Origin of the sequence: Pseudomonas sp. GM25 (assembly GCF_000282255.1) — a bacterium.
Lineage (GTDB): Bacteria > Pseudomonadota > Gammaproteobacteria > Pseudomonadales > Pseudomonadaceae > Aquipseudomonas > Aquipseudomonas aphyarum.
In genome coordinates this window covers 98,741-122,236 of sequence record NZ_AKJQ01000049.1, presented here as the reverse complement: position 1 = coordinate 122,236, position 23,496 = coordinate 98,741, and the positions used below count along the sequence as shown (strand labels likewise).

Sequence of the window (23,496 nt, the reverse complement as noted above, 5' to 3'; positions counted from 1 at the left end):
TCTGTCGCAGGCACTGGCCTGCGCCTCTTCTCTCTATAAGCAGGCGACGGCGGACACCGTCGAACGCCCGCGTGTTGACCATTCATTCAGGGATCCGGACATGGAACTGGTTGTAAAAAGCGTTAGCCCAGAAACGTTGAAAACCGCCACCCTGGTGGTTGCCGTCGGCGAAGGCCGCAAACTCGGTGTTGCCGCCAAACAGGTCGACGAACTGAGCGGCGGCGCCATCAGCGCCGTGCTCAAGCGTGGCGATCTGGCCGGCAAGGTCGGCCAGAGCCTGTTGCTGCACAGCCTGCCGAACCTGAAAGCCGAACGCGTGCTGCTGGTCGGCGTGGGCAAGGATGAAGAACTGGGCGACCGTCCTTTCCGCAAGATCGTCGCCGGCATCCTCAACACGCTTAAAGGCCTGGGCGGCAGCGACGCCGTACTGGCACTCGATGAAATCATCGTCAAGAACCGCGACAGCTACGGCAAGACCCGCCTGCTGGCCGAAACTCTGGTCGACGGCGAATACACCTTCGATCAGTTCAAGAGCCAGAAAGCCGAACCGCGCGCCCTGAAGAAAATCACCCTGCTGACCATCAAGGCCGCTCAGGCCGAAGTGCAACGCGCCGTGAACCACGCGACCGCGATCGCCAACGGCATGGCCTTCACCCGCAACCTGGGCAACCTGCCGCCGAACATCTGCCACCCGACTTTCCTCGGCGAGCAAGCCAAGAACCTCGGCAAAGAGTTCAAGGATCTGAAAGTCGAAGTCCTCGACGAGAAGAAGATCAAATCCCTGGGCATGGGTTCGTTCTACGCCGTCGGCCAGGGCAGCGCCCAGCCACCGCGCCTGATCGTCATGCAATACAACGGCGGCAAGAAATCCGAGAAGCCGTACGCACTGGTCGGTAAAGGCATCACTTTCGACACCGGCGGCATCAGCCTGAAGCCGGGCGCCGGCATGGACGAGATGAAGTACGACATGGGTGGCGCCGCCAGCGTGTTCGGTACTCTGCGCGCCGTGCTGGAACTGAAACTGCCGATCAACCTGGTGTGCATCCTGGCTTGCGCCGAGAACATGCCGAGCGGCACCGCTTCGCGTCCGGGCGACATCGTCACCACCATGAGCGGCCAGACCGTGGAAATCCTCAACACCGACGCCGAAGGCCGTCTGGTGCTGTGCGATGCCCTGACCTACTCCGAGCGCTTCAAGCCGCAAGCGGTGATCGACATCGCCACCCTGACCGGCGCCTGCGTCGTTGCTCTGGGCGCCCACACTTCGGGCCTGCTGGGCAACAACGACGAGCTGATCGAGCAACTGCTGAGCGCCGGCAAGGCTGCCGACGACCGCGCCTGGCAACTGCCGCTGTTCGATGAATACCAGGAGCAACTGGACAGCCCGTTCGCCGACATCGCCAACATCGGCGGTCCGAAGGCCGGCACCATCACCGCTGCCTGCTTCCTGTCGCGCTTCACCAAAAACCTGAACTGGGCGCACCTGGACATCGCAGGCACCGCCTGGACCAGCGGCGGCAAGGACAAGGGCGCAACCGGCCGTCCGGTTCCGCTGCTGACTCAATACCTGCTGGACCGCGCCAAAGCCTGAAACCGATGACTGCGAGCGGCGCCTCTCTTGAGGGGCACCGCTCGCAGCTCAGGAACCGCAATGACCAAAGTCGACTTTTATATTCTGCCCAGCGCCGATCCTTCGGCTCGCCTGGATTTTGCCTGCAAGCTCACCGATAAAGCCTGGCGCATGGGCCACCGCATCTACCTGCATTGCAGTGATGCTGCCCAGCGTGATGATCTCGATGCGCGACTGTGGGCGTTCAAGGGCGAAACCTTCGTGCCTCACGGCCCGGCCGAAAGCGAACCGGAAGGTTTGATCGTGCTGGGATTGGGCGAGGACTGTGGCCAACACGCGGATCTGCTGGTCAACCTCGACCTGAAAGTCCCGGTTTTCGCCAACAAATTCGCCCGGGTGGCGGAGGTCGTGGTGGAAGATCCGGCGATCCGCACTGCGGCGCGGGAGAGTTTCCGTTTCTACCGCGAACAGGGCTATCCTCTGCAAGACCACCGTTTACAGCGACTCTGAGTACGCCGATGGACACTCCAAAACCGCTGCAAAAACCCGCGCACCTGCTGGATGACCTCGAGTCGATCCGCCAGCTGCTCGGCGATGACAACCTGCAACCGCCACTGCTGACCGACACGGTCGATGATGGCGAACAGGAACAGATTCCGATGTTGTTCGATTCGGTCGACAACGCACCGCAAGCCGTCGAAGCTGCACCCGCGCCGACGCCAGCCCCGCAACCTGCCGCTGCTCTTGTGGATAAGGGCCCCGACGCCCTCCTGCACCTGGACAGCGAACTGCGCGCCGCTGCGCAACTGATCATGCAGGACGTCATCGACGATTTCGCGCCGCACATCGAAACCGAAATCAAACGCCGCCTCGAGGCGCGGATGGAACGGCTTCTCGGCCAGTACGAATAATCCCCCGATCTCCTGTGGGAGCTGGCCTGCCAGCGATAGCATCACCGCGCCTTTCCTGAAAAACCGCGGCGCCTGCATCGCTGGCAGGCCAGCTCCCACATTTAAGCCTCCACCCGGCCCGCCCCGCTCGCCCTGCGCCCCATGCCCCGCTATACTTCCCGGCTTTTCCTGAATAAATGCCAATAGGGTCCCGCCGCGCATGGATAAGACCTACCAGCCGCACGCCATTGAAACTTCCTGGTACAACACCTGGGAGTCCGAGAACTACTTCGCCCCGCAAGGCGCGGGCGACTCCTACACCATCATGATCCCGCCGCCGAACGTCACCGGCAGCCTGCACATGGGTCACGGTTTCAACAACGCGATCATGGACGCCCTGATCCGTTTCCGCCGCATGCAGGGTCGCAACACCCTGTGGCAGCCGGGCACCGACCACGCCGGTATCGCCACGCAGATGCTGGTGGAGCGCCAACTCGAAGCCCAGGGCCAGAACCGCCATGATCTGGGCCGGGAAAAATTCCTCGAGAAAGTCTGGGAGTGGAAGGATCAGTCCGGCGGCAACATCAGCCGTCAGATCCGCCGCCTCGGCTCGTCCGTGGACTGGAGCCGCGAGCGCTTCACCATGGATGACGGCCTCTCGGAAGCCGTTAAAGAAGCCTTCGTGCGCCTGCACGAAGACGGTCTGATCTATCGCGGCAAGCGTCTGGTCAACTGGGACACCAAGCTGCACACGGCGATTTCCGACCTCGAAGTGGAAAACCACGACGAGAAAGGTTTCCTGTGGAACCTGAAGTACCCGCTGGCCGACGGCGCGAAAACCGCTGAAGGCAACGATTTCCTGATCGTCGCGACCACCCGTCCGGAAACCATGCTCGGCGACTCCGCCGTCGCGGTGAACCCGAACGACGAGCGCTACAAAGCCCTGATCGGCAAATTTGTCGAGCTGCCGCTGGTCGGCCGCCGCATCCCGATCATCGCCGACGATTACTGCGATCCTGAATTCGGCACCGGCTGCGTGAAAATCACCCCGGCCCACGATTTCAACGACTACGAAGTCGGCAAGCGCCACAACCTGCCGCTGCTGAACATCTTCGACAAGAACGCCAACGTGCTGCCGGCAGCGCAGGTGTTCAACCTCGACGGCACGCTGAACGACAGCATCGACGGCAAGATTCCGGCCGAATACGCCGGTCTCGAGCGTTTCGAAGCACGCAAGCAGATCGTGGCCGCGTTCGACGACGCCGGCCTGCTGGTCAGCGTCGACGATCACAACCTGAAAGTGCCGAAAGGCGACCGCTCCGGCACCGTCATCGAGCCGTGGCTGACCGACCAGTGGTACGTGTCCACCAAGCCGCTGGCCGAGCCTGCGATTGCTGCCGTTGAAGACGGCCGTATCCAGTTCGTGCCCAAGCAGTACGAAAACATGTACTTCTCGTGGATGCGCGACATTCAGGACTGGTGCATCAGCCGTCAGCTGTGGTGGGGCCACCGGATTCCGGCCTGGTACGACGAGTCGGGCAAGGTCTACGTCGGTCGCGACGAAGCCGAAGTGCGCGCCAAGCACAACCTCGGCCCGGACGTTGCGCTGCAACAGGACAACGACGTTCTCGACACCTGGTTCAGTTCGGGTCTGTGGACCTTCTCCACCCTGGGCTGGCCGGAAAAGACCGAATTCCTGAAGAAATTCCACTCCACCGACGTGCTGGTGACGGGCTTCGACATCATTTTCTTCTGGGTTGCCCGGATGATCATGCTGACGATGCATTTGATCAAGAACGAGGACGGCACGCCGCAGGTTCCATTCAAGACCGTTTATGTGCACGGTCTGGTGCGTGATGGCCAGGGCCAGAAGATGTCCAAGTCCAAGGGCAACGTCCTGGACCCGCTGGACATCATCGACGGTATCGAGCTCGAAACCCTGGTGCAGAAACGCACTTCCGGTCTGATGCAGCCGAAACTGGCAAAGAAGATCGAGAAGCAGACCCGCGACGAGTTCGCCGACGGCATCGCCAGCTACGGCACCGACGCCCTGCGCTTCACCTTCTGCTCGCTGGCGTCCACCGGTCGCGACATCAAGTTCGACATGGGCCGCGTCGAAGGCTATCGCAACTTCTGCAACAAGATCTGGAACGCCGCGCGCTATGTTCTGGACAAGGGCGAAGACTGCGGCCAGAACGGCGAAGCCTACGAGCTGTCGCTGGCGGATCGCTGGATCATCTCGCAGCTGCAACGCACCGAAGCCGAAGTGACCCGTCAGCTGGATCAGTTCCGTTTCGACCTGGCGGCGCAAGCGCTGTACGAGTTCATCTGGAACCAGTACTGCGACTGGTACCTGGAACTGTCCAAGCCAGTGCTGTGGGACGAAAACGCGCCGGTCGAGCGCCAGCGCGGCACTCGCCGCACGCTGGTTCGCGTACTGGAAGTGGCGCTGCGTCTGGCGCATCCGTTCATGCCGTTCATCACTGAAGAAATCTGGCAGCGAATCGCGCCGCTGGCCGGCATTCAGGGCAAGACGATCATGCTGCAAGCGTGGCCGGTGGCCAACGAAGAGCGCATCGATCCGGCGGCCGAAGACGACATCGAATGGCTCAAGGGCCTGATGCTCGGCACGCGCAACATCCGTGGCGAAATGAACATCGGCCCGGGCAAACCGCTGCCGATTTACCTGAAAAACGTCACCGCTGAAGACCAGCGCCGCCTGACCGAGAACGAAGCGCTGCTGAAGAAGCTGGCGCGTCTGGAATCGATCACCGTGCTGGCCGCCGGCGAAGAAGCGCCGCTGTCCGCGACCGCGCTGGTTGGCGAGATGGAAGTGCTGGTGCCGATGGCCGGCCTGATCGACAAGAACGCCGAGCTGGCGCGTCTGGACAAGGAAATCCTGCGTCTGCAGGGCGAAGTCCAGCGCGTTGGTGGCAAGCTGTCCAACGCCGGTTTCGTTGACAAGGCCCCGGCCGAAGTCATCGAGAAGGAACGCGCCAAACTGGCCGAAGCCGAACAGGCGCTGGCCAAGCTGGCCGAGCAGCACGCGCGGATTGCCAGCCTGTAACAGCAAATCGCACTGAAAAAGGGAGGCCCGCAACGGCCTCCCTTTTTTGTGCCCGGCACTTTTCCGGCCAACAACTCGGCTCCCTGTGGGACAATGGCCGCCACTTTCAGCCCTACCCGAATCGACCACGCCCATGAACGCCCCACGTACACCGAAACCTGCGCGCAAGAAGCCTGACTCCGCCACCCCGGCCAAGCCCGTGGAACCGCGTAAAGAAGCCAGCCTGCACCCGCGCAATCGCCATCAGGGTCGTTACGACTTCCCGGCGCTGATCAAGACCACGCCGGAACTGGCGAAGTTCGTGATCACCAACCCGTACGGCAAGGAAAGCATCGACTTCGCCAGTCCCGATGCGGTGCGTGTGTTCAACCGGGCACTGCTCAAGTCGTTCTACGGCATCCAGCATTGGGACATCCCGGCCGATTATCTGTGCCCGCCGGTACCGGGCCGTGCCGACTACATCCACTTTCTGGCTGACCTGCTGGCCAGCAACAACGACGGTGTGGTTCCGCGCGGCGCCATCGTCAATGTGCTGGATATCGGCATGGGCGCCAACTGCGTGTATCCGCTGATCGGTAACAGCGAATATCGCTGGCACTTCCTCGGCTCGGAGATCGATCCGACCGCTGTGGCTGCTGCCAAGGCCATCGTCCAGTCCAACGACCTGAACAAGGTCATCCAGCTGCGCCAGCAGGAGAATCGCAAGCACATCCTGATCGGCCTGCTGGAGCCCGGCGAACGCTTTGACCTGACCATGTGCAACCCGCCGTTCCACGCGTCGATGGAAGAAGCCACCAAGGGCAGCGAGCGTAAATGGCGCGCCTTGGGCAAGGCCGACCCGAAACGCAAACTTCCGGTGCTGAATTTCGGCGGGCAGTCGGCCGAACTGTGGTGTGAAGGCGGCGAAGCGCGTTTCGTGACGCAACTGATCGCCGAAAGTGCGAACTTTGCACACAAGGTGTTGTGGTTCAGCACCCTGGTATCGAAAGCTTCGAACCTGCCTGCCATCGAAACCGCGCTGAAAAAGGCCGGTGCACTGGAAAGCCAGGTGGTGGAGATGTCCCAGGGGCAGAAGCAGAGCCGCTTCGTCGCCTGGACCTTCCAGACCAAGTCCGAGCAGCAGATCTGGCGGCGCGAACGCTGGGTTCGCAAGTAATACGTTTCAACCGGGGCGGCGCTTGATCGCAAGCAGCCGCCGCTACTGCTGAAACACAAACAGCAGGCGCAAAAAAACCGTGCCCGGATCGCTCCGGTGCACGGTTTTTTTTATCGCTGCGTCTTACTTGTTCACAGCGTCGGTCAGGCCTTTGGCCACAACCAGCTTGATCACTTTCTTGGCAGGGATTTCGATGGCAGCGCCAGTCGATGGGTTACGGCCAGTGCGGGCAGGACGCTCGGTCACTTTCAGCTTGCCGATACCTGGCAAAGTGATTTCGGCACCGTTTTCCAGCTGATCGGCAACGATTTGGCCCAGTTGGTCCAGAGCGGCACGCGCGGTGGTTTTCGGCGCGTCGATAGCTTCAGCGATGTCGGCGATCAGTTGGTCTTTAGTAAGAGCCATGTAGTGTTCCTTCCCTATCAAATTCATATGGATTGCAGAGTGCAGTGTCAGCCATCGAGCCCGATCTTCTGGATCTGGCACCCTCGGCGATAACCACGACGAGTCGGGGTTATAGATGCCGAAATCAAGGTTTGGTTCGACCTGACAAAAGCTGAATGCATGCTTGTCGCGGTGACTTCGCACAAGACCGGGCAAAACTAGCACAGAGACAAGGAAATATCCGCCTCTAGCTAGCCAAATGGTCAGGTTTATTGCGCTAAATCGGTAAATAAATGCATAAGGACCGTCGGGTGACCCGGATTTGCCCTTCACCCCGCGCCAAATCCAGTGGTTGCGGTACACTGGGCGCTTTTTCGGGGGAGCCCGCCCTCCTCCCTTCCACCAGCCGAGAAGCCTATGCCGATCCGTCATTGCATCGTCCATTTGATCGACAAAAAACCCGACGGCACACCCGCAGTCCTGCACGCCCGTGACTCCGAACTGGCTGAGTCCGCAGCCATCGAGAACATGCTCGCCGATCTGAACGAGAGCTATAACGCCAAACAGGGCAAAGCCTGGGGGTTGTTCCATCCGGAGTCCGGCGCGTTCCCGTTCAGCGGCTGGCTGAAGGAATACATGGAAGGCGGCAAGGATTTCACCGCGTTCAGCAAGGTCGCGGTCGAGCACCTGCAGAAACTGATGGAAGAATCGAACCTGTCGGTCGGCGGCCACGTGTTGTTCGCCCACTATCAGCAAGGAATGACCGATTACCTGGCCATCGCCCTGCTGCACCACAGCGAAGGCGTGGCAGTGACCGATCAACTGGACGTGACCCCGTCGCGCCACCTCGACCTCGGTCAACTGCACCTGGCGGCGCGGATCAACGTTTCCGAGTGGCAGAACAACAAGCAGTCCAAGCAGTACATCTCGTTCATCAAGGGCAAGAACGGCAAGAAGGTCTCGGAGTACTTCCGCGACTTCATCGGCTGCCAGGAAGGCGTCGACGGCCCGGGTGAGACCCGCACCCTGCTCAAGGCCTTCAGCGACTTCGTCGAGAGCGAAGACCTGCCAGAAGATTCCGCCCGCGAAAAGACCAAGACCCTGGTCGACTACGCCAGCAGCCAGGCCAAGCTCGGCGAGCCAATGGGCCTGGAAGAACTGTCTGAGCTGATCGACGAAGAACGCCCGAAGGCCTTCTACGATCACATCCGCAACAAGGATTACGGCTTGTCACCGGAGATCCCGGCGGATAAGCGCACGCTTAACCAGTTCCGCCGCTTCACCGGCCGCGCCGAAGGCCTGTCGATCAGCTTCGAAGCGCACCTGCTGGGCTCGAAGATCGAATACGACGAAGAAGCCGGGACGCTGGTCATCAAAGGTCTGCCGACCTCGCTCACCGATCAGTTGAAGCGTCGCAACTGATGCTCGGCAATGTGCTGAAAAAGGTTCTGCTGGTTCTGCTGGTGGTCGTGGTCTATCAGAACTGGGGCAAGATCGAGCGGGTCTTCAACCCGTCGCAGATGGCGTCCGAGCAGGTCCGCGCCAACGCCCATGTCGTGCTGTACGCCACGGACTGGTGCGGCTACTGCAAGCAGACCAAGCGCTTTCTCGATCAGAAAGGCATTCCGTTCAAGGAATTCGATATCGAGAAGGATGCCGAGGCACGCAAGGCGTACGAAGCGCTGGGCGGACGCGGGATTCCGCTGATCGACGTCAATGGCACGTTGATTCGCGGGTTTGATCCGGACGAGATTCTCGCTGCACTGAAATGAACGAGGGAGCCATTCGGCTCCCTCAGTTGTTTCAGCGTTTCTCGATTCGGAAACCGAAACGCGGGAAGTGCACATGCACCAACCCGCCACGTTCGTCTTCACGGCGCAGGATCAGCTCCTCTCGACCGGCAAACACCAGCTCACCGGCCACCGGATCAACGCCGTAGTCTGTCGCGGCGATCAGCACCTGCTGACCTGCCACGAACCCGTTCGGATCAGTGAATTCCTCGTCCGGCAACGCCGCAGGCGTCGAGCTGCGCGCGATCTCCAGTGCTTCCTCCGAACTCATCTCGCTGGCCGCGCCATGGCCAAAACCGAGCACACGCCCCAGCCACGCCGACACCGCCGGATAAGCATCCACCAAAGGCGCCGTCACTTGAGTGGCCTTGAGGAACCACAGCGGATGGGCCATGGCGAAATCAGCAATCGACGGTTCACCGAACAGGAAGTCACCGTCTTCACGCTGCAACTGTTGCTCCAGACGCGCCACGAGGGTCGGCCAATTGTGCTTGGCCTGCTCGGCTGACAGCCTGGCCGCGCTGCCACCGCTGAACAGTCCGGCCCGATCTGCGAGGAAGGCCTTGATCGCTTCCGGAGGCAACTTGCCGAAACGCACTGCCACCGATTCCGGCTGGAACACCAGGCTCACCGCGTGCTGGAACACCACCGAATCGGCCCAGGCGGCGAAACTGGCGGCGATCATTTCCTGACCTTCCGGGAAGAACGAAGGCTGGGCTTTTTCCTGCTCGAGCCGACGGGCGATCAGCGCGGTGTCGCAATAGATATCTGCACCGATCTGCAGCACCGGAGTCTTGCGATAGCCACCGGTCAGGGCGGTCAGGTCCGGTTTCGGCATCACCGGCGAGATGTGCACCGAACGCCAGGACAAGCCCTTGAAACCCAACAGCAGCCGGGCCTTTTCGGCGAATGGAGAGGTCGGGTAATGATGCAGAATCAACTCGGACATGCTCGGCTCCGCCGCACAGAAAGTGAGCCAGCAGCTTAGCGCGCAATTCGTTCGCAGCCTACGAATCCGGCTGATGGGAACTGATCAGTCAGGTTGATAAGGCACTAAAAAGCCGCCTCAGCCAAGGCTGAGACGGCTTTCCACATCAAGGACCTTACATCAGGTCATCGAAGTGATCTCGCAGGAACTCGTAAAAGCGAAACGCTTTGAACGACCTCCATACGAGGCTCAGAGTACGCAGCAAAAGCTTCATACGTTTTGGCCTCCGGTTGGGGGCCAAACCTCCAGCGTGCTTACCGGACCACGTACGCCTTCGGAATACACGCTAGTGTGTCCATTGAGGCGGCCGGTTGTGACACCCTCTGAAATATCATTCCGGCACGGGAGCAACCCCGTGTCAGAGGGCATGAAACCTTTAAGCCAATCGGCCAGACCTCAATAGTTGCACCGTCATGCGAGCGGACAGATCGTAATCGGGTTTCTGATCCGACGTTTAAACAAATGAATCAAAAATCGCATTTTTCTGAATGAATATTTTTAGGCTTGCTCGATGGCATAAAGCCGAATAATCTTCGTCCACGCTAGTGTGTCCATTGAGATGCAGTAAACCCGGCCGCAAACCGGCGTTTACAGAAAAAACCGCCCCGCAAAGGCGGTTTTTTTTCGCCTGTCGTTTGCCTGAAGCCGCCGCGCCGACGTGGAGACCTCTACCATCTGCCCCCGATCAATCAGGCCGATAAGTCGCCACCAGACACTCCTTCGCACTCTTCCTCAGCTTCTTGATCAACCGCTCCTGACGCAACGCATCACTCTTGTCGCGGCAACGCTCGGTATAGACCAGCGCCATCGCCGGGCTTGAGAGAAAGAAGCGTGCGCCTTTGCCGCTCTGGTGCTTGGCGAAACGGCGCACGGGATCATCGCTGATCCCGCAGTAAAGCGAACCGTTGGCGGCACGTACGAGGTAGACGAACCAGGACTTGCTCACTGGAACGTCGGCATCGAGAGGATTTTCGCTGAGGCTGGTCACGGGACAATTCAGGCGTAAGGAAAACAGGCCGCGATCTTATCAGCGACTCGCCTGAAATGCCTTCAGCCCTTTCAGCGCCTGGGCGCGGACGGCGTTGCGCACCAGCGGCGTCCAGCCAAGGAGCAGGCCCTTGAAGCCCAGCGCTTGGCGCGACCAGCGCCACAGGTCGAAGTGGTCGTGGTGTTCGCAGATCTTGCCGTCACGGAAGACGAAACGTGCCTGGATGTCGTTGATCACGATGTTGCCGGTCTGGCTGAACAGGTAGGTCGCCACCCAGTGGGCGCCGCCGCTGCGCTCGTCGGCGCGGACGTTGTCGAAAGTCAGGGAGAAGTCCTTGGCCCGGGTGGTGAGCATGCGCCACATGTCGCCGGCATCGCGGCCGCGCAGCTCGCCGAAGGCCGGATCGTTGAACACCACGTCGTCGGTGTAGCAGGCGGCCATGGCCTCGGCGTCGAGGCGCTGGAAAGCCTGGTAGAAACGGGTGATCAGGGCGCTGTGGGCATCTTCACTCATGGGCAATCTCCAGGAAAGGTACAGATTGCCAGCACGATAATCCGCAAACGCCCGAAACACTATCGGCATTCGCATTCCGAATACCGACAGTGTGTGCGTATCAGACCTTTTCGCTTGCCACCTGCACGTACAACGCACGCCCGGCACCGAGGCCGGCGAGGATCGCTCCCGCACCGACGATGCCGAAGATCCAGCCCACGGCGTTCCAGCCACCGGTCCAGTCATGCACTACGCCGACCGCGAACGGCCCCATGGACGCGAGGGTGTAGCCGAAGCCCTGGGACATGCTCGACAGGTTCGCCGCGACATGGGAGTCCCGCGAGCGCAGGACGATCAGGGTCAGCGCCAGGCTGAACGTACCACCCTGCCCCAGGCCCAGCAGGATCGCCCAGCCCCACAGGCCTTCGATCGGCGCGTAGAGGCAACCGAACAGGCCGCCGAGGGTCAGCGCCATCACCACCACGATCGCCAGCCGCTGATCCTTGCCGCGCGTGGCCAGCCACGGTGCCGCCAGGGAGCTGGCAAGTTGAATGATTACCGAACCAGACAGCACCAGGCCGGCCTGGGTCGGCGTCAGCCCGCGACCGATAAGGATCGACGGCAACCAGCCGAACACGATGTAGGCCAGCGACGATTGCAGGCCCATGTACAAGGTCACCTGCCAGGCCAGCGGATCACGCAGCAGACCGCGCACTCGATACGCGACATTGTGCGCGCCGTGCTTCTGGCCGATTTGCGGCAGCCAGAACACTGCCGCCACCAGCGCCGGAATCACCCAGAAACCCAGGCCCATGGCCCAGCTGTGATCGAAGTGTTCGCTCAGCGGCACACTGGAACCCGCCGCCATCGCCGCGCCCAGGCACAGCGCCATGGTGTAGACCCCGGTCATGGTGCCGGCATGCTTGGCGAAGTCACGCTTGACGATGCCCGGCAGCAACACACCGATGATGCCGATGCTCGCGCCGCCCAGCACGCTGCCGGCGAACAGACCGATTTCACCGAAGTTGCTGCGCAGGATGATGCCGCCGGCCAGTGTCAGAAGAATCCCCAAGACCACCCGCTCGGCACCGAAACGCCGCGCGAGTATCGGGGCCAGCGGGGCGAACAGACCGAGGCAGAGCACCGGCAACGTCGTCAGCAAACCCGCCTGAGCGGCGGACAAACCAAGGCTTTTCGACACATCACTGAGCAGCGGCGCCATGCTCGACAGCGCCGGACGCAAGTTCAGCGCCACCAGAATCAGCCCCAGCAGCAACAGCCACGGGCGCCGTACCAGCGGATGGCTTTGCTGCACCTGCTCGTCATCGGCCTCGGCATCTATCAGCAACTCTTCGAGCTCGGCCTTGCGAACGGGTGCTGTGGAGACTTCTGGGCGGGACATGGTTTTCTCGGTTTCAAGGTTCATTGATCAACTGCCTCGACAGGGCTTTGGCCCGCTCCGGATCGCGCTGCTCGACAGCCTCAAGCAAGGCGACGTGCAAATCGAAGACTTCCTGTCGACGGGGAACGATGTTCAGGGTCTGGCGCAATTGCGCACCGACGATGCTGGAAAAATAGCGATACAACTCGCTGAGGGTCGGGTTGTGCGCGGCGTCCACCAGGCGGCGGTGAAACACCAGGTCGCAGCGGATGTAACTGTCGAGGTCGCCGTGATAGTGACTGCCGGCGACACCCAGCGCCTCACGCAGTGCGACGAGGTCTTCATCGGTTCGGCGCAAGGCCGCCAGGCCGATGGCCTCGACTTCAAGGATGTGCCGGGTTTCCCGGGCCTGATCCAGCGAGCATTTGGACAGCGCCTTGAGCGTGTCCATCGGATCGACCACCGCCCGCAGGTAACTGCCGTCACCTTGGCGGATCTCGATCAGCCCGGAAAACGCCAGCACCCGCATCGCCTCGCGCACGGTGTTGCGGCTGATGCCGAGTTCGGCGCACAGCTCGGGCTCGGTCGGCAAACGCTGACCGACCTGCCACGTGCCGTCGGTGATGCGCTGGCGCAACTGATCCAGGGCCTGATCGACCAGGGATCGTTTAATGAGTGGAGAAATGTCTGACATAGGATTCGCCCTTTCATCCAATCATGGGATGAATTTTCTGACATGTTAGTCAGCTCCGTGTAGGACGGCAACCACCTAGGGTCAGAGAGGGGCAAATGGAGCTGGATTTTCGATTAGTCAAAATTACCCTTTAAGGGTAATTTCAGGAACAGGGTTTGGGTTTCTTATGGAAAAGAACACACCCCATTACGACTTGGTGGTGATCAAGGCTGAGGTCAGGCGACGGGGAAGACAGGCATTCACCAAGAGCGCAGAAAAAACCGGACTGGATCTCGGCCTCAGCATCATAGAGATGCAAGAAATCGTTTTCGAACTGCAGAACAGGATGTTGTACAAGTCGATGACCACCTATGACGATCATCGAGTCTGGCAAGACGTTTATCACACGCACTCACACGATCTGGAGATTTACATCAAGGTGACATACCGCCCCGAAGGTGGCCCACCGGTAATCTCCTTCAAGGAGAAAAACCAATGAAGACCCGGCAATGTTTCAGCTGCGGTGCACGTGAGGGAATGACACATTTCGAAGGCCGCGGCGAAACCATCAGTGTCAAAGGCATGGAACGTCGTATCGATGACCTTGCTGGCTGGGAATGTCGCAAATGCGGTGAGGTCGAGTGGGACGCCGACACCGATAGTGCAGAACGCTACACGCAAGCCGGTGATGATCTGGTGATTGCTGCCCGACAAATGATCGGTAACGAGATGAAGCGCATCCGGCGCAAATTGCACCTGACGCAAAAAGAAACGGTGCAACTGCTGTCTGGTGGCGGACACAACGCATTTTCCCGCTATGAGCGCGGCGAAGTGCTTCCGCCGAAGGCGTTGATGCTGCTGATGCGCCTGCTCGATCGCTATCCGCACTTGCTCGCTGATGCGAAAGCCTTGGGTGAAGGGGCGGATCTGAGGAACGCCTTCAAGTATACCGAGCACAAGGAACACGAAACCCTCACCGTTTCCTGACCCACAAAAAACAAACCCGGCACAAGGCCGGGTTCATTTTATTCATCAGATCTCAATGCAGAATCTGACTCAGGAACAGCTTCGTCCGATCATTCTGTGGATTGTCGAAGAAGTCGTTCGGTGCCGCCTGCTCAACGATTTCGCCCTTGTCCATGAAGATCACGCGGTTGGCCACGGTGCGGGCGAAGCCCATTTCGTGGGTTACGCAGAGCATGGTCATGCCGTCTTCGGCCAGGCCGATCATGGTGTCGAGTACTTCTTTCACCATCTCCGGATCGAGTGCCGAGGTCGGTTCGTCGAACAGCATGATTTTCGGTTTCATGCACAGCGCGCGGGCGATCGCCACACGCTGTTGCTGACCGCCGGACAGTTGCCCCGGGTACTTGTGCGCCTGTTCCGGAATGCGTACGCGTTCCAGGTAATGCATGGCGATTTCCTCGGCCTTGCGCTTGGGCATCTTGCGCACCCACATTGGCGCCAGGGTGCAGTTCTGCAGGATGGTCAGGTGCGGGAACAGGTTGAAGTGCTGGAACACCATGCCGACTTCACGGCGGATCGCTTCGATCTGCTTGAGGTCGTTGGTCAGCTCGACGCCATCGACCACGATGCGGCCCTGCTGGTGCTCTTCCAGACGGTTGAGGCAGCGGATGGTGGTGGATTTGCCGGAACCCGACGGGCCACACAGCACGATACGCTCGCCCTGACGCACGTTGAGGTTGATGTCTTTCAGCACGTGGAACTGGCCGTACCACTTGTTCACGCCCTGCATCTGAATGATGCCTTCAGGGCCCACTGGCTTTTTGATTGCTTCGCTCATCGAAAAAACTCCTAACGCTTGTGGCCAGTGTCGAGCTTGCGTTCCAGGTGCATGGAATAGCGCGACATACCAAAACAGAAAATCCAGAACACCAGGGCGGCGAACACGTAGCCTTCGGTGGCCATGCCCAGCCATTTCGGATCGGCAGCGGCTTGCTTGACGCTGTTGAGCAGGTCAAAGAGGCCGATGATGATCACCAGGCTGGTGTCCTTGAACAGCGCGATGAAGGTGTTGACGATGCCGGGAATCACCAGCTTCAGGGCTTGCGGCAGAATCACCAGGCCCATGGCGCGCCAGTAACCGAGGCCCATCGCGGCCGCGGCTTCGTACTGGCCCTTGGGGATCGCTTGCAGACCGCCGCGCACCACCTCGGCGACGTACGCCGACTGGAACAGGATCACGCCGATCAGCGCCCGCAGCAGCTTGTCGAAGTTCATGCCTTCAGGCAGGAACAGCGGCAGCATCACCGAGGACATGAACAGCACCGTGATCAACGGCACGCCGCGCCAGAACTCGATGAAGGTCACGCAGACCACACGGATCGCCGGCATGTTCGAGCGTCGACCCAGCGCCAGGACAATCCCCAGCGGCAACGCACCGGCGATGCCGACAGTCGCGATCACCAGGGTCAGCATGAGACCGCCCCACTGGCTGGTCGCCACGGTGTCGAGGCCAAAGACGCCGCCATGCAGCAGGCACCAGGCAACGATCGGGTAGACCACCAGGAAGCTCAGACCGTACACCGCCTTGTGCGCCACGCGCTTGATGAACAGAGGTGCCACGCCGATGACCGCCAGCCACACGGTCAGGTCCACGCGCCAGCGCAGTTCCGGCGGGTAGTAGCCGTACATGAACTGGCCGAAACGCTGCTGGATGAAGACCCAGCAGGCGCCGTCCTTGGTGCAGTCGGCGCGGGTGGTGCCGACCCAGTTGGCATCGATGATCGCCCAGCTGAGGATCGGCGGAATCACCAGGTAGATCAGGTAGAACGCGAACAGGGTCAGCAGGGTGTTGAGCCAGCTGGAGAACATGTTCGCGCGGATCCACGCCATCGGGCCGAAGACCTTGGCCGGCGGTGGCATATCGGGTTTGAAAGTATGAGTACTCATGCGCTATTCCTTACCGCTCGATCAGCGCGATGCGCTTGTTGTACCAGTTCATCAGCAGGGAAATGCTGATACTGATCGCCAGGTACACGCTCATGGTGATGGCAATGACTTCGATCGCCTGACCGGTCTGGTTCAGCACGGTGCCGGCGAACAGCGAAACCATTTCCGGATAACCGATACCGGCCGCCAGCGAGGAGTTCTTCGCCAGGTTCAGGTATTGGCTGGTCAGCGGCGGGATGATGACCCGCAGCGCTTGCGGAATGATCACCTTGCGCAGGGTCGGGCCGTTGCGCAGGCCGAGCGAATGCGCCGCTTCGGTCTGACCGTGACTGACCGACTTGATGCCCGAACGCACGATCTCGGCGATGAACGCCGCGGTGTACACCGTCAGCGCCAGGGTCAAGGCCAGCAGTTCCGGAATCAGCACCCAGCCACCGACGAAGTTGAAGCCTTGCAGCTTCGGCATTTCCCAGTGCACAGGCGCGCCGAAGATCAGCGCACACACCGCCGGGATCACCAGGAACAGCGCCAGACCGGCCCAGAACTTGTGGAACGGCTCGCCGGTGGCTTCAAAACGCTTGTTGGCCCAGCGGCTCATCAGCACGATGGCGACGATGGCCACCACGATGCTGACCACGAACGCCCAGAAACCGTCGGCCATTTGCGCGGCCGGCATGTTCAGGCCACGGCTGCTGACGAAAAAGGTATCGCCGAAGTTGTGGCTGTTGCGCGGCCCCGGCATGGTCAGGAACACCGCGAAGTACCAGAACAGGATCTGCAGCAGTGGCGGGATGTTACGGAAAACCTCCACGTACACCGTTGCCAGTTTGGAAATGATCCAGTTCTTCGACAGGCGCGCCACGCCGACGATGAAGCCAAGGATCGTGGCCAGGATCACACCGATGAAGGTCACCAGCAGCGTGTTGAGCAGGCCGATGACAAACACCCGGGCATAACTGTCCGCTTCGGTGTAGGAGATCAGGTGTTGAGCGATGCCGAACCCGGCACTGCGCTCGAGAAAGTCGAACCCCGAAGTGATACCCCGGTGTTGCAGGTTGGTCTGGGTGTTATCGAACAGATACCAGCCCAGGGAGACCACCGCCACGATGGTGATGATCTGAAATACCCACGCACGCACTCGTGGATCGCTGAGGGTGAGCCTCTGCTTTGGTGCGCCGATTGAATTTTGCATGAAGTGCCCCGGAAATAATGGAACAGAACGTCACCCGGCAGTTGGCCTGCCGGGTGACAGAACCATCAGCGCACTGGTGGTGCGTATTGAATGCCGCCGTTGTTCCACAGCGCGTTCAGGCCGCGGTCGATTTCCAGCGGAGTGCTCTTGCCGAGGTTTTTCTCGAAGATTTCGCCGTAGTTGCCGACTTGCTTGACGATCTGTACGACCCAGTCCTTCGGCAGTTTCAGGTCTTTGCCATATTCGCCGTCTGCACCGAGCATACGAGCAACATCCGGGTTCTTGGTCGCTTTGGCTTCAGCTTCGACGTTCTTCGAAGAGATGCCTGCTTCTTCGGTGTTCAGCAGCGCGTAGCCAACCCAACGCACGATGGCCAGCCACTCGTCGTCGCCGTTACGCACGACCGGGCCCAGTGGTTCCTTGGAAATGGTTTCCGGCAGAACTACATAGTCCTTCGGCGAAGCCAGCTTGCTGCGCTGGGCGAACAGCTGGGACTTGTCGGAGGTCAGCACGTCGCAACGACCGGATTCCAGCGACTTGGCGCTTTCATCGGAGGTGTCGAAAGTGATCGGGGTGTATTTCAGACCGTTGCCGCGGAAGTAGTCGGAAACGTTCAGCTCGGTGGTGGTACCGGCCTGGATGCAGATGGTTGCACCGTCCAGCTCTTTGGCACTCTTCACGCCCAGCTTGTTGTTTACCAGGAAGCCGATGCCGTCGTAGTAGGTAATGAAGCCCGGGAATTTCAGGCCCATGCCCGCGTCACGGGAGCTGGTCATGGTGGTGTTGCGCGACAGGATGTCGATCTCGCCCGACTGCAGAGCGGTGAAACGCTCCTTGGCGTTCAACTGACTGAACTTGACCTTGGTCGCGTCGCCGAACACGGCAGCGGCCACGGCGCGGCAGACGTCAGCATCGATACCCACGATCTTGCCGGTGGAATCCGGAACCGAGAAGCCTGGCAAGCCATCGCTGACGCCGCACTGCACGAATCCTTTCTTCTTCACTGCATCCAGGGTTGCACCCGCCTGAGCGAACCCGCTGACACCCAGTACTGCAGCAGCAGTCACGATCGCCAGAGTGGATTTCAACATCTTCATTCAAACCTCCAGTTTTGCTCTTGTTGTGTCGGAGCTTGAGTCCAGTCGCACCCTTTTGAGGCGTTGTTGACCCGTGTTGGCTTTTTTTGGGGTCAACCGACGCAGGACCTTCGCTATGAGTCTAGTAGGAGAAAATCCACATCATGGACAACTCACTTCTCACCAGTCGGCCGAACGGGCGGTAGCCCTTTCACGTTCGCTAAGCCCGTTGCGGCCATTGGCGAACATCCATCACCGGATTCTTTGCTATCCCGTCGCCAGGCGTTCACTGATAGTGTTACCGCCAGGCGCGAGATCGATTGCACGACTACCTCATAGCAAAGCCCGTACCACACCGGCAGCTGAAGCGATTGAGTGACAGGTCAATAGCAAAACTTGCAGCCTTGCGACATCTTCTTAACGGATCAACCGGGCGCGCACGCAAATCACGCACTCAATGAGAGCGCCCGCACACAATTGGAGCAGCCATGACCGAGCCCTTGATTCTTCAGCCTGTTAAGCCCGCAGACGCCTGCGTGATCTGGCTGCACGGCCTCGGCGCCGACCGCTACGACTTTCTGCCGGTGGCCGAAGCGCTTCAGGAAAGCCTGCTGAGCACGCGTTTCGTCCTGCCCCAGGCGCCGACCCGTCCGGTGACGATAAATGGCGGATATGCCATGCCGAGCTGGTACGACATCAAAGCCATGAGCCCGGCCCGGGCGATCGACCGCGACGAGCTGGAAGCGTCCGCCGAACGCATCATCGAATTGATAGAAGAACAGCGAAGCAGCGGAATAGACGCCTCGCGAATTTTCCTCGCCGGTTTTTCCCAGGGCGGCGCCGTGGTCTATCACACCGCGTTTCTGAAATGGCAGGGACCGTTGGGCGGGGTGCTGGCATTATCGACATACGCGCCGACCTTCAGCGATGAACTGGAGTTGTCCGCCAGCCAGCAGCGGATTCCGGTGCTGGCGCTGCACGGCCAGTTCGACAACGTGGTGCAGAACTCGATGGGACGCACGGCTTATGAGTATCTCAAGGCCCATGGTGTCACCGTGACATGGCAGGAATACCCAATGGAGCACGAAGTGTTACCCGAAGAAATTCGCGACATCGGCACGTGGTTGAGCGAACGCCTGCGCTGACAATTCCGACAAGGGTCGCCCTTTGATCATCCCACTACGCCGCGCCCGTTTCTTGCATTACACTGGCCGGCGTACATTCCTTAACCAATTGATGAGATGACCGTGCTCAAAGCACTCAAGAAAATGTTCGGTAAAAGCGAGGCTGAGCAGCTCGCGCCAGTCCCCACTGCGCCGTCGCACGCCCCCGGTCATCGCAGCGATGCCAGCCAGGCCGACCGCCAGACGCCCGCCACGACGCCGCAACGCGAACCAAAACCCGCTCCAGCTGCCGCGCCCGCCACCGAGCCGGCCCGCAGCGAAGCACCGAAACCGGCCAGACCACGTCGCGAACCCAAGCCCAAGGCGCCGGTGATTCCCTGGAAACTCGAAGACTTCGTCGTCGAGCCACAGGAAGGCAAGACCCGTTTCCACGATTTCAAACTCTCCCCGGAACTGATGCACGCCATTCAGGACCTGGGTTTCCCGTATTGCACGCCGATCCAGGCCCAGGTGCTGGGTTTCACCCTCGCCGGCAAAGACGCCATCGGCCGCGCCCAGACCGGCACCGGCAAGACCGCCGCGTTCCTGATCTCGATCATCACCCAGCTGCTGCAGACCCCGCCGCCGAAAGAGCGCTACATGGGCGAGCCACGGGCGCTGATCATCGCGCCGACCCGCGAGCTGGTGGTGCAGATCGCCAAGGACGCCGCCGACCTGACCAAGTACACCGGCCTCAACGTCATGACGTTCGTCGGCGGGATGGACTTCGACAAGCAGCTCAAGCACCTCGAAGCGCGCCATTGCGACATCCTCGTCGCGACCCCGGGCCGCCTGCTCGACTTCAACCAGCGCGGTGACGTGCATCTGGACATGGTCGAAGTGATGGTGCTGGACGAAGCCGACCGCATGCTCGACATGGGCTTCATCCCGCAGGTCCGTCAGATCATTCGCCAGACCCCGCCGAAAAGCGAACGCCAGACCCTGCTGTTCTCCGCGACCTTCACCGATGACGTGATGAACCTCGCCAAGCAGTGGACCACCGATCCTGCGATCGTCGAAATCGAGGTCACCAACGTGGCCAACGAAAACGTCGAACAGCACATCTACGCGGTGGCCGGCGCCGACAAATACAAACTGCTCTTCAACCTGGTCAACGACAACGGCTGGGAGCGTGTGATCGTGTTCGCCAACCGCAAGGACGAAGTGCGCCGCATCGAAGAACGCCTGGTGCGCGACGGCATCAACGCCGCGCAGCTGTCCGGCGACGTGCCTCAGCACAAGCGGATCAAGACGCTCGAAGGCTTCCGCGAAGGCAAGATCCGGGTGCTGGTCGCCACCGACGTGGCCGGTCGCGGTATCCACATCGACGGCATCAGCCACGTGATCAACTTCACCCTGCCGGAAGTCCCGGACGACTACGTGCACCGCATCGGCCGTACCGGTCGTGCTGGCGCCGACGGCGTGTCGATCAGCTTTGCCGGTGAAGACGACTCTTATCAGTTGCCGTCCATCGAAGAAAAACTTGGTCGCAAGATCAGCTGTGAAACGCCGCCGACCCATCTATTGCGGGCGGTTGAGCGCAAGCGTCCACAGTAAGCGACGCCATAAAGAGAAGCGCAGCCGGCAACGGACTGCGCTTTTTTTTCGCCCAGATATTGTTCAACAACACTAAAAGTCCATAATGGACAAATAAGTTTAAAAACAGTCTCCGGAGTCCGACATGTCCAGTACGCCTTTCGTGATCGACCAAACCCAGGCCCGCGAGTTGCTGGCCCGGATCGATGTGCCGCAGATCCTGCGCAAGCTGTTCCGCGATCTGGCAGCCGGGCATGCAGTTCAACCGGCGCAGCAACTGGTCGAATTCCCTCAGGGTGCCGGAGACTTCATCAACTATCTCGGCGTATTGGCCGAAGACGGCGTGTACGGGGTCAAGACTTCGCCCTACATCGTTCGCGAACAAGGTCCGCTGGTGACGGCGTGGACATTGCTGATGTCGATGCAGACTGGTCAGCCTCTGTTGCTCTGCGATGCCGGCGAACTGACCACCGCCCGCACCGCTGCGACCACCGCCGTGGCGGTCGATGCCCTCGCCCCGTTGAAGGCCGCGCGTCTGGCAATCATCGGCAGCGGCAAGGTCGCCCAGGCGCACCTGCATTACGTCAAAGCCTTGCGCGACTGGCAGAGCATCAGTGTGTACTCGCCCACCTTGAGCGAAGACCCGGCCACCGCCCGCCAACTGCAAGCCCTCGATCCACGGGTGAACATCGCCGACAGCCGCGAAATCGCCATCGCCGAAGCCGACGTGATCATGCTCTGCACTTCGTCCGCCGGCCCCGTGATCGACCCGGCAACCTTGAGCAAACCGGCGCTCATCACTTCGATCAGCACCAACGCACCGCGCGCCCACGAAGTGCCGCCGCAAAGCCTCAACGACATGCAGGTGTTCTGCGACTATCGTCTGACCACCCCGGGCTCGGCCGGCGAGATGCTGATCGCCCGCGAACAACATGACTGGAACAGCGGCGCGATCCTCGGTGACCTGGCGGATCTGCTCAGCGAAAAAGTGCAGCGCCCCGATTACAACCGTCACGTGTTTTTCCGCTCCATCGGTCTGGGCCTGGAAGACATCGCCCTGGCCAACGCCGTCTATCAATTGCAGCGCTGACACCGGAGATTTTCATGAGTCATGCAGATTTCATCATCATCGGCGGCGGGATCGCCGGCGCTTCCACCGGTTTCTGGCTATCGCAGCACGGCAAGGTCGTGGTGCTGGAGCGCGAGTCGCACCCGGCCTATCACTCCACCGGGCGTTCGGCTGCGCTGTTCACCGCCGCATACGGCACCCCGCAGGTTCGGGCGCTGACCCAGGCCAGCCGTGAATTCTTCGACCATCCTCCCAGCGGCTTCTGCGAGCATCCGCTGCTGACCCCACGCGGAGAAATGACTGTCGACTTCACGGGTGACGCCGCCGAGCTGAACAATCAGTACCTCAGCGCCAAGGCCACGGTGCCGGAGATGCAGTTGCTCAGCGCGGATGAAGCCTGCGCGCGGCTGCCGATCCTGCGCCGGGAGAAAGTCCATGGCGCGATCTACGACCCGACCGCCAGCGACATCGACACCGATGCCCTGCATCAGGGTTATCTGCGCGGTATCCGTCGCAACAACGGCCAGGTGCAGACCGATTGCGAAGTGCTCGGAATGAGCCGCGACGCCGACGGCATCTGGCACGTGCAGACCAATGGCCAGACCTTCAGCGCTCCCATCGTGATCAACGCAGCAGGCGCGTGGGCCGACAGGATCGGAGCCCTGGCCGGCGCCAAGCCGCTGGGTCTGCAACCGAAACGCCGTGCGGCGTTCATCTTCGCCGGCCCTGAAGGCGTGGACATTCACCACTGGCCGATGCTGGTCAGTCTCGACGAATCCTTCTATATGAAGCCCGACGCCGGGATGTTCCTCGGCTCACCGGCCAATGCCGACCCGGTCGAACCGCACGACGTGCAGCCGGAAGAACTGGACATCGCCATGGGCATTTACCAGATCGAGGAAGCGACGACCCTGACCATCCGCCGCCCGACCCGCACCTGGGCCGGCCTGCGCAGTTTCGTCGCCGATGGCGATTTGCTGTCCGGGTTCGATCCGCAGGTGCCGGGGCTATTCTGGGTCGCGGCCCAGGGCGGCTATGGCATCCAGACTTCACCGGCGATGGGCCAGGCCAGCGCGGCGCTGGTGCGTGGCGAATCGCTGCCTGACCATCTCAAGCAGTTCGGCCTGACCGCCGCCATGCTCGCCCCTGCCCGCCTGGCCTGACCGTC

At 60.8% G+C, this 23,496-nt stretch carries 23 protein-coding genes; 13 read left to right on the top strand and 10 right to left on the bottom strand.

What is annotated here, in order from left to right; genetic code table 11:
* Positions 1-100: 100 nt before the first annotated feature.
* From PMI24_RS20775 to rlmF, 5 genes are all read left to right on the top strand, one after another.
* Complete coding sequence (locus tag PMI24_RS20775; protein WP_007957362.1) at positions 101-1,591, top strand: leucyl aminopeptidase; 1,491 nt, start codon at positions 101-103, stop codon at positions 1,589-1,591.
* 60 nt (positions 1,592-1,651) lie between these two features.
* On the top strand, positions 1,652-2,080 hold the full coding sequence (locus PMI24_RS20770) for a DNA polymerase III subunit chi (protein WP_007957361.1): 429 nt from the start codon (positions 1,652-1,654) through the stop codon (positions 2,078-2,080).
* Positions 2,081-2,088: 8 nt separating this feature from the next.
* Positions 2,089-2,481: a hypothetical protein gene (locus PMI24_RS20765; RefSeq protein WP_007957360.1), complete on the top strand. Its 393-nt coding sequence runs from the start codon at positions 2,089-2,091 to the stop codon at positions 2,479-2,481.
* Between the two features lie 199 nt (positions 2,482-2,680).
* Positions 2,681-5,527 carry a valine--tRNA ligase gene (locus tag PMI24_RS20760; protein ID WP_007957359.1) on the top strand — a complete coding sequence of 949 codons (2,847 nt, stop codon included), beginning with the start codon at positions 2,681-2,683 and terminating at the stop codon, positions 5,525-5,527.
* A gap of 133 nt (positions 5,528-5,660) precedes the next feature.
* On the top strand, positions 5,661-6,683 hold the full coding sequence (gene rlmF, locus PMI24_RS20755) for a 23S rRNA (adenine(1618)-N(6))-methyltransferase RlmF (protein ID WP_007957358.1): 1,023 nt from the start codon (positions 5,661-5,663) through the stop codon (positions 6,681-6,683).
* 123 nt (positions 6,684-6,806) lie between these two features.
* On the opposite strand, the gene PMI24_RS20750 is transcribed toward rlmF, so the two are convergent.
* Positions 6,807-7,088 carry an HU family DNA-binding protein gene (locus PMI24_RS20750; protein WP_007957357.1) on the bottom strand — a complete coding sequence of 94 codons (282 nt, stop codon included), beginning with the start codon at positions 7,086-7,088 and terminating at the stop codon, positions 6,807-6,809.
* Positions 7,089-7,484: 396 nt separating this feature from the next.
* On the opposite strand from PMI24_RS20750, the gene yejK reads away from it, so the two are divergent.
* Together yejK and PMI24_RS20740 are read left to right on the top strand one after the other, a co-directional pair.
* A complete protein-coding gene (gene yejK / locus PMI24_RS20745) occupies positions 7,485-8,489 on the top strand; it encodes a nucleoid-associated protein YejK (protein WP_007957356.1) in 1,005 nt (334 codons plus the stop codon).
* Positions 8,489-8,839: a glutaredoxin family protein gene (locus PMI24_RS20740; protein ID WP_007957354.1), complete on the top strand. Its 351-nt coding sequence runs from the start codon at positions 8,489-8,491 to the stop codon at positions 8,837-8,839. The genes yejK and PMI24_RS20740 overlap by 1 nt, the downstream gene beginning before the upstream one ends.
* Before the next feature lie 31 nt (positions 8,840-8,870).
* On the opposite strand, the gene PMI24_RS20735 is transcribed toward PMI24_RS20740, so the two are convergent.
* The 5 genes from PMI24_RS20735 to PMI24_RS20715 all read right to left on the bottom strand — a co-directional run bounded on the left by PMI24_RS20735 (position 8,871) and on the right by PMI24_RS20715 (position 13,400).
* Positions 8,871-9,806 carry a glutathione S-transferase family protein gene (locus tag PMI24_RS20735; RefSeq protein ID WP_007957353.1) on the bottom strand — a complete coding sequence of 312 codons (936 nt, stop codon included), beginning with the start codon at positions 9,804-9,806 and terminating at the stop codon, positions 8,871-8,873.
* A 724-nt stretch (positions 9,807-10,530) separates the two neighbouring features.
* Complete coding sequence (locus tag PMI24_RS20730; RefSeq protein WP_007957349.1) at positions 10,531-10,833, bottom strand: GIY-YIG nuclease family protein; 303 nt, start codon at positions 10,831-10,833, stop codon at positions 10,531-10,533.
* A gap of 39 nt (positions 10,834-10,872) precedes the next feature.
* Positions 10,873-11,346, bottom strand: a complete 474-nt coding sequence (locus PMI24_RS20725; RefSeq protein WP_007957347.1) for a nuclear transport factor 2 family protein — start codon at positions 11,344-11,346, stop codon at positions 10,873-10,875.
* A gap of 100 nt (positions 11,347-11,446) precedes the next feature.
* Positions 11,447-12,751, bottom strand: a complete 1,305-nt coding sequence (locus tag PMI24_RS20720) for a CynX/NimT family MFS transporter (protein ID WP_007957345.1) — start codon at positions 12,749-12,751, stop codon at positions 11,447-11,449.
* Positions 12,741-13,400 carry a FadR/GntR family transcriptional regulator gene (locus tag PMI24_RS20715; RefSeq protein WP_007957343.1) on the bottom strand — a complete coding sequence of 220 codons (660 nt, stop codon included), beginning with the start codon at positions 13,398-13,400 and terminating at the stop codon, positions 12,741-12,743. The genes PMI24_RS20720 and PMI24_RS20715 overlap by 11 nt, the downstream gene beginning before the upstream one ends.
* A 166-nt stretch (positions 13,401-13,566) precedes the next feature.
* On the opposite strand from PMI24_RS20715, the gene PMI24_RS20710 reads away from it, so the two are divergent.
* Positions 13,567-13,878, top strand: coding sequence for a type II toxin-antitoxin system MqsR family toxin (locus PMI24_RS20710; RefSeq protein ID WP_007957341.1), 312 nt, complete (start codon positions 13,567-13,569; stop codon positions 13,876-13,878).
* Positions 13,875-14,366, top strand: a complete 492-nt coding sequence (locus PMI24_RS20705) for a type II TA system antitoxin MqsA family protein (RefSeq protein ID WP_007957339.1) — start codon at positions 13,875-13,877, stop codon at positions 14,364-14,366. The genes PMI24_RS20710 and PMI24_RS20705 overlap by 4 nt, the downstream gene beginning before the upstream one ends.
* Before the next feature lie 52 nt (positions 14,367-14,418).
* Here PMI24_RS20705 and PMI24_RS20700 read toward each other — a convergent pair whose 3' ends face one another.
* The 4 genes from PMI24_RS20700 to PMI24_RS20685 form a co-directional block, all read right to left on the bottom strand.
* Entirely contained in the window at positions 14,419-15,183 is a 765-nt protein-coding gene (locus PMI24_RS20700; RefSeq protein WP_007957337.1) for an amino acid ABC transporter ATP-binding protein, read from the bottom strand.
* Between the two features lie 11 nt (positions 15,184-15,194).
* Positions 15,195-16,292, bottom strand: coding sequence for an amino acid ABC transporter permease (locus tag PMI24_RS20695; protein ID WP_007957335.1), 1,098 nt, complete (start codon positions 16,290-16,292; stop codon positions 15,195-15,197).
* Between the two features lie 10 nt (positions 16,293-16,302).
* Positions 16,303-17,484, bottom strand: a complete 1,182-nt coding sequence (locus tag PMI24_RS20690) for an amino acid ABC transporter permease (RefSeq protein WP_007957333.1) — start codon at positions 17,482-17,484, stop codon at positions 16,303-16,305.
* A 65-nt stretch (positions 17,485-17,549) separates the two neighbouring features.
* Positions 17,550-18,581 (bottom strand): amino acid ABC transporter substrate-binding protein, encoded by a 1,032-nt coding sequence (locus PMI24_RS20685; protein ID WP_007957332.1) that lies wholly within the window; start codon positions 18,579-18,581, stop codon positions 17,550-17,552.
* Between the two features lie 467 nt (positions 18,582-19,048).
* Here PMI24_RS20685 and PMI24_RS20680 point away from each other — a divergent pair, with 467 nt between their 5' ends.
* From PMI24_RS20680 to PMI24_RS20665, 4 genes are all read left to right on the top strand, one after another.
* Positions 19,049-19,705, top strand: a complete 657-nt coding sequence (locus PMI24_RS20680) for an alpha/beta hydrolase (protein ID WP_007957331.1) — start codon at positions 19,049-19,051, stop codon at positions 19,703-19,705.
* 96 nt (positions 19,706-19,801) lie between these two features.
* Positions 19,802-21,280 (top strand): ATP-dependent RNA helicase RhlB, encoded by a 1,479-nt coding sequence (rhlB, locus tag PMI24_RS20675; protein ID WP_007957330.1) that lies wholly within the window; start codon positions 19,802-19,804, stop codon positions 21,278-21,280.
* A gap of 124 nt (positions 21,281-21,404) precedes the next feature.
* Positions 21,405-22,349, top strand: coding sequence for an ornithine cyclodeaminase family protein (locus PMI24_RS20670; protein WP_007957329.1), 945 nt, complete (start codon positions 21,405-21,407; stop codon positions 22,347-22,349).
* Between the two features lie 14 nt (positions 22,350-22,363).
* Complete coding sequence (locus PMI24_RS20665; protein WP_007957328.1) at positions 22,364-23,491, top strand: NAD(P)/FAD-dependent oxidoreductase; 1,128 nt, start codon at positions 22,364-22,366, stop codon at positions 23,489-23,491.
* The last annotated feature ends 5 nt before the right edge of the window (positions 23,492-23,496 follow it).

What these genes read in the sequence shown, in the direction of transcription:
- PMI24_RS20700 (WP_007957337.1), bottom strand. Translation starts at nt 15,183, where the DNA reads ATGAGCGAAGCAATCAAAAAGCCAGTGGGCCCTGAAGGCATCATTCAG.
- PMI24_RS20715 (WP_007957343.1), bottom strand. Translation starts at nt 13,400, where the DNA reads ATGTCAGACATTTCTCCACTCATTAAACGATCCCTGGTCGATCAGGCC.
- PMI24_RS20680 (WP_007957331.1), top strand. Translation starts at nt 19,049, where the DNA reads ATGACCGAGCCCTTGATTCTTCAGCCTGTTAAGCCCGCAGACGCCTGC.
- rlmF (WP_007957358.1), top strand. Translation starts at nt 5,661, where the DNA reads ATGAACGCCCCACGTACACCGAAACCTGCGCGCAAGAAGCCTGACTCC.
- PMI24_RS20685 (WP_007957332.1), bottom strand. Translation starts at nt 18,581, where the DNA reads ATGAAGATGTTGAAATCCACTCTGGCGATCGTGACTGCTGCTGCAGTA.
- rhlB (WP_007957330.1), top strand. Translation starts at nt 19,802, where the DNA reads ATGACCGTGCTCAAAGCACTCAAGAAAATGTTCGGTAAAAGCGAGGCT.
- PMI24_RS20740 (WP_007957354.1), top strand. Translation starts at nt 8,489, where the DNA reads ATGCTCGGCAATGTGCTGAAAAAGGTTCTGCTGGTTCTGCTGGTGGTC.
- PMI24_RS20750 (WP_007957357.1), bottom strand. Translation starts at nt 7,088, where the DNA reads ATGGCTCTTACTAAAGACCAACTGATCGCCGACATCGCTGAAGCTATC.
- yejK (WP_007957356.1), top strand. Translation starts at nt 7,485, where the DNA reads ATGCCGATCCGTCATTGCATCGTCCATTTGATCGACAAAAAACCCGAC.
- PMI24_RS20775 (WP_007957362.1), top strand. Translation starts at nt 101, where the DNA reads ATGGAACTGGTTGTAAAAAGCGTTAGCCCAGAAACGTTGAAAACCGCC.
- PMI24_RS20765 (WP_007957360.1), top strand. Translation starts at nt 2,089, where the DNA reads ATGGACACTCCAAAACCGCTGCAAAAACCCGCGCACCTGCTGGATGAC.
- PMI24_RS20770 (WP_007957361.1), top strand. Translation starts at nt 1,652, where the DNA reads ATGACCAAAGTCGACTTTTATATTCTGCCCAGCGCCGATCCTTCGGCT.
- PMI24_RS20725 (WP_007957347.1), bottom strand. Translation starts at nt 11,346, where the DNA reads ATGAGTGAAGATGCCCACAGCGCCCTGATCACCCGTTTCTACCAGGCT.
- PMI24_RS20665 (WP_007957328.1), top strand. Translation starts at nt 22,364, where the DNA reads ATGAGTCATGCAGATTTCATCATCATCGGCGGCGGGATCGCCGGCGCT.
- PMI24_RS20735 (WP_007957353.1), bottom strand. Translation starts at nt 9,806, where the DNA reads ATGTCCGAGTTGATTCTGCATCATTACCCGACCTCTCCATTCGCCGAA.
- PMI24_RS20690 (WP_007957333.1), bottom strand. Translation starts at nt 17,484, where the DNA reads ATGCAAAATTCAATCGGCGCACCAAAGCAGAGGCTCACCCTCAGCGAT.
- PMI24_RS20760 (WP_007957359.1), top strand. Translation starts at nt 2,681, where the DNA reads ATGGATAAGACCTACCAGCCGCACGCCATTGAAACTTCCTGGTACAAC.
- PMI24_RS20670 (WP_007957329.1), top strand. Translation starts at nt 21,405, where the DNA reads ATGTCCAGTACGCCTTTCGTGATCGACCAAACCCAGGCCCGCGAGTTG.
- PMI24_RS20710 (WP_007957341.1), top strand. Translation starts at nt 13,567, where the DNA reads ATGGAAAAGAACACACCCCATTACGACTTGGTGGTGATCAAGGCTGAG.
- PMI24_RS20705 (WP_007957339.1), top strand. Translation starts at nt 13,875, where the DNA reads ATGAAGACCCGGCAATGTTTCAGCTGCGGTGCACGTGAGGGAATGACA.
- PMI24_RS20720 (WP_007957345.1), bottom strand. Translation starts at nt 12,751, where the DNA reads ATGAACCTTGAAACCGAGAAAACCATGTCCCGCCCAGAAGTCTCCACA.
- PMI24_RS20695 (WP_007957335.1), bottom strand. Translation starts at nt 16,292, where the DNA reads ATGAGTACTCATACTTTCAAACCCGATATGCCACCGCCGGCCAAGGTC.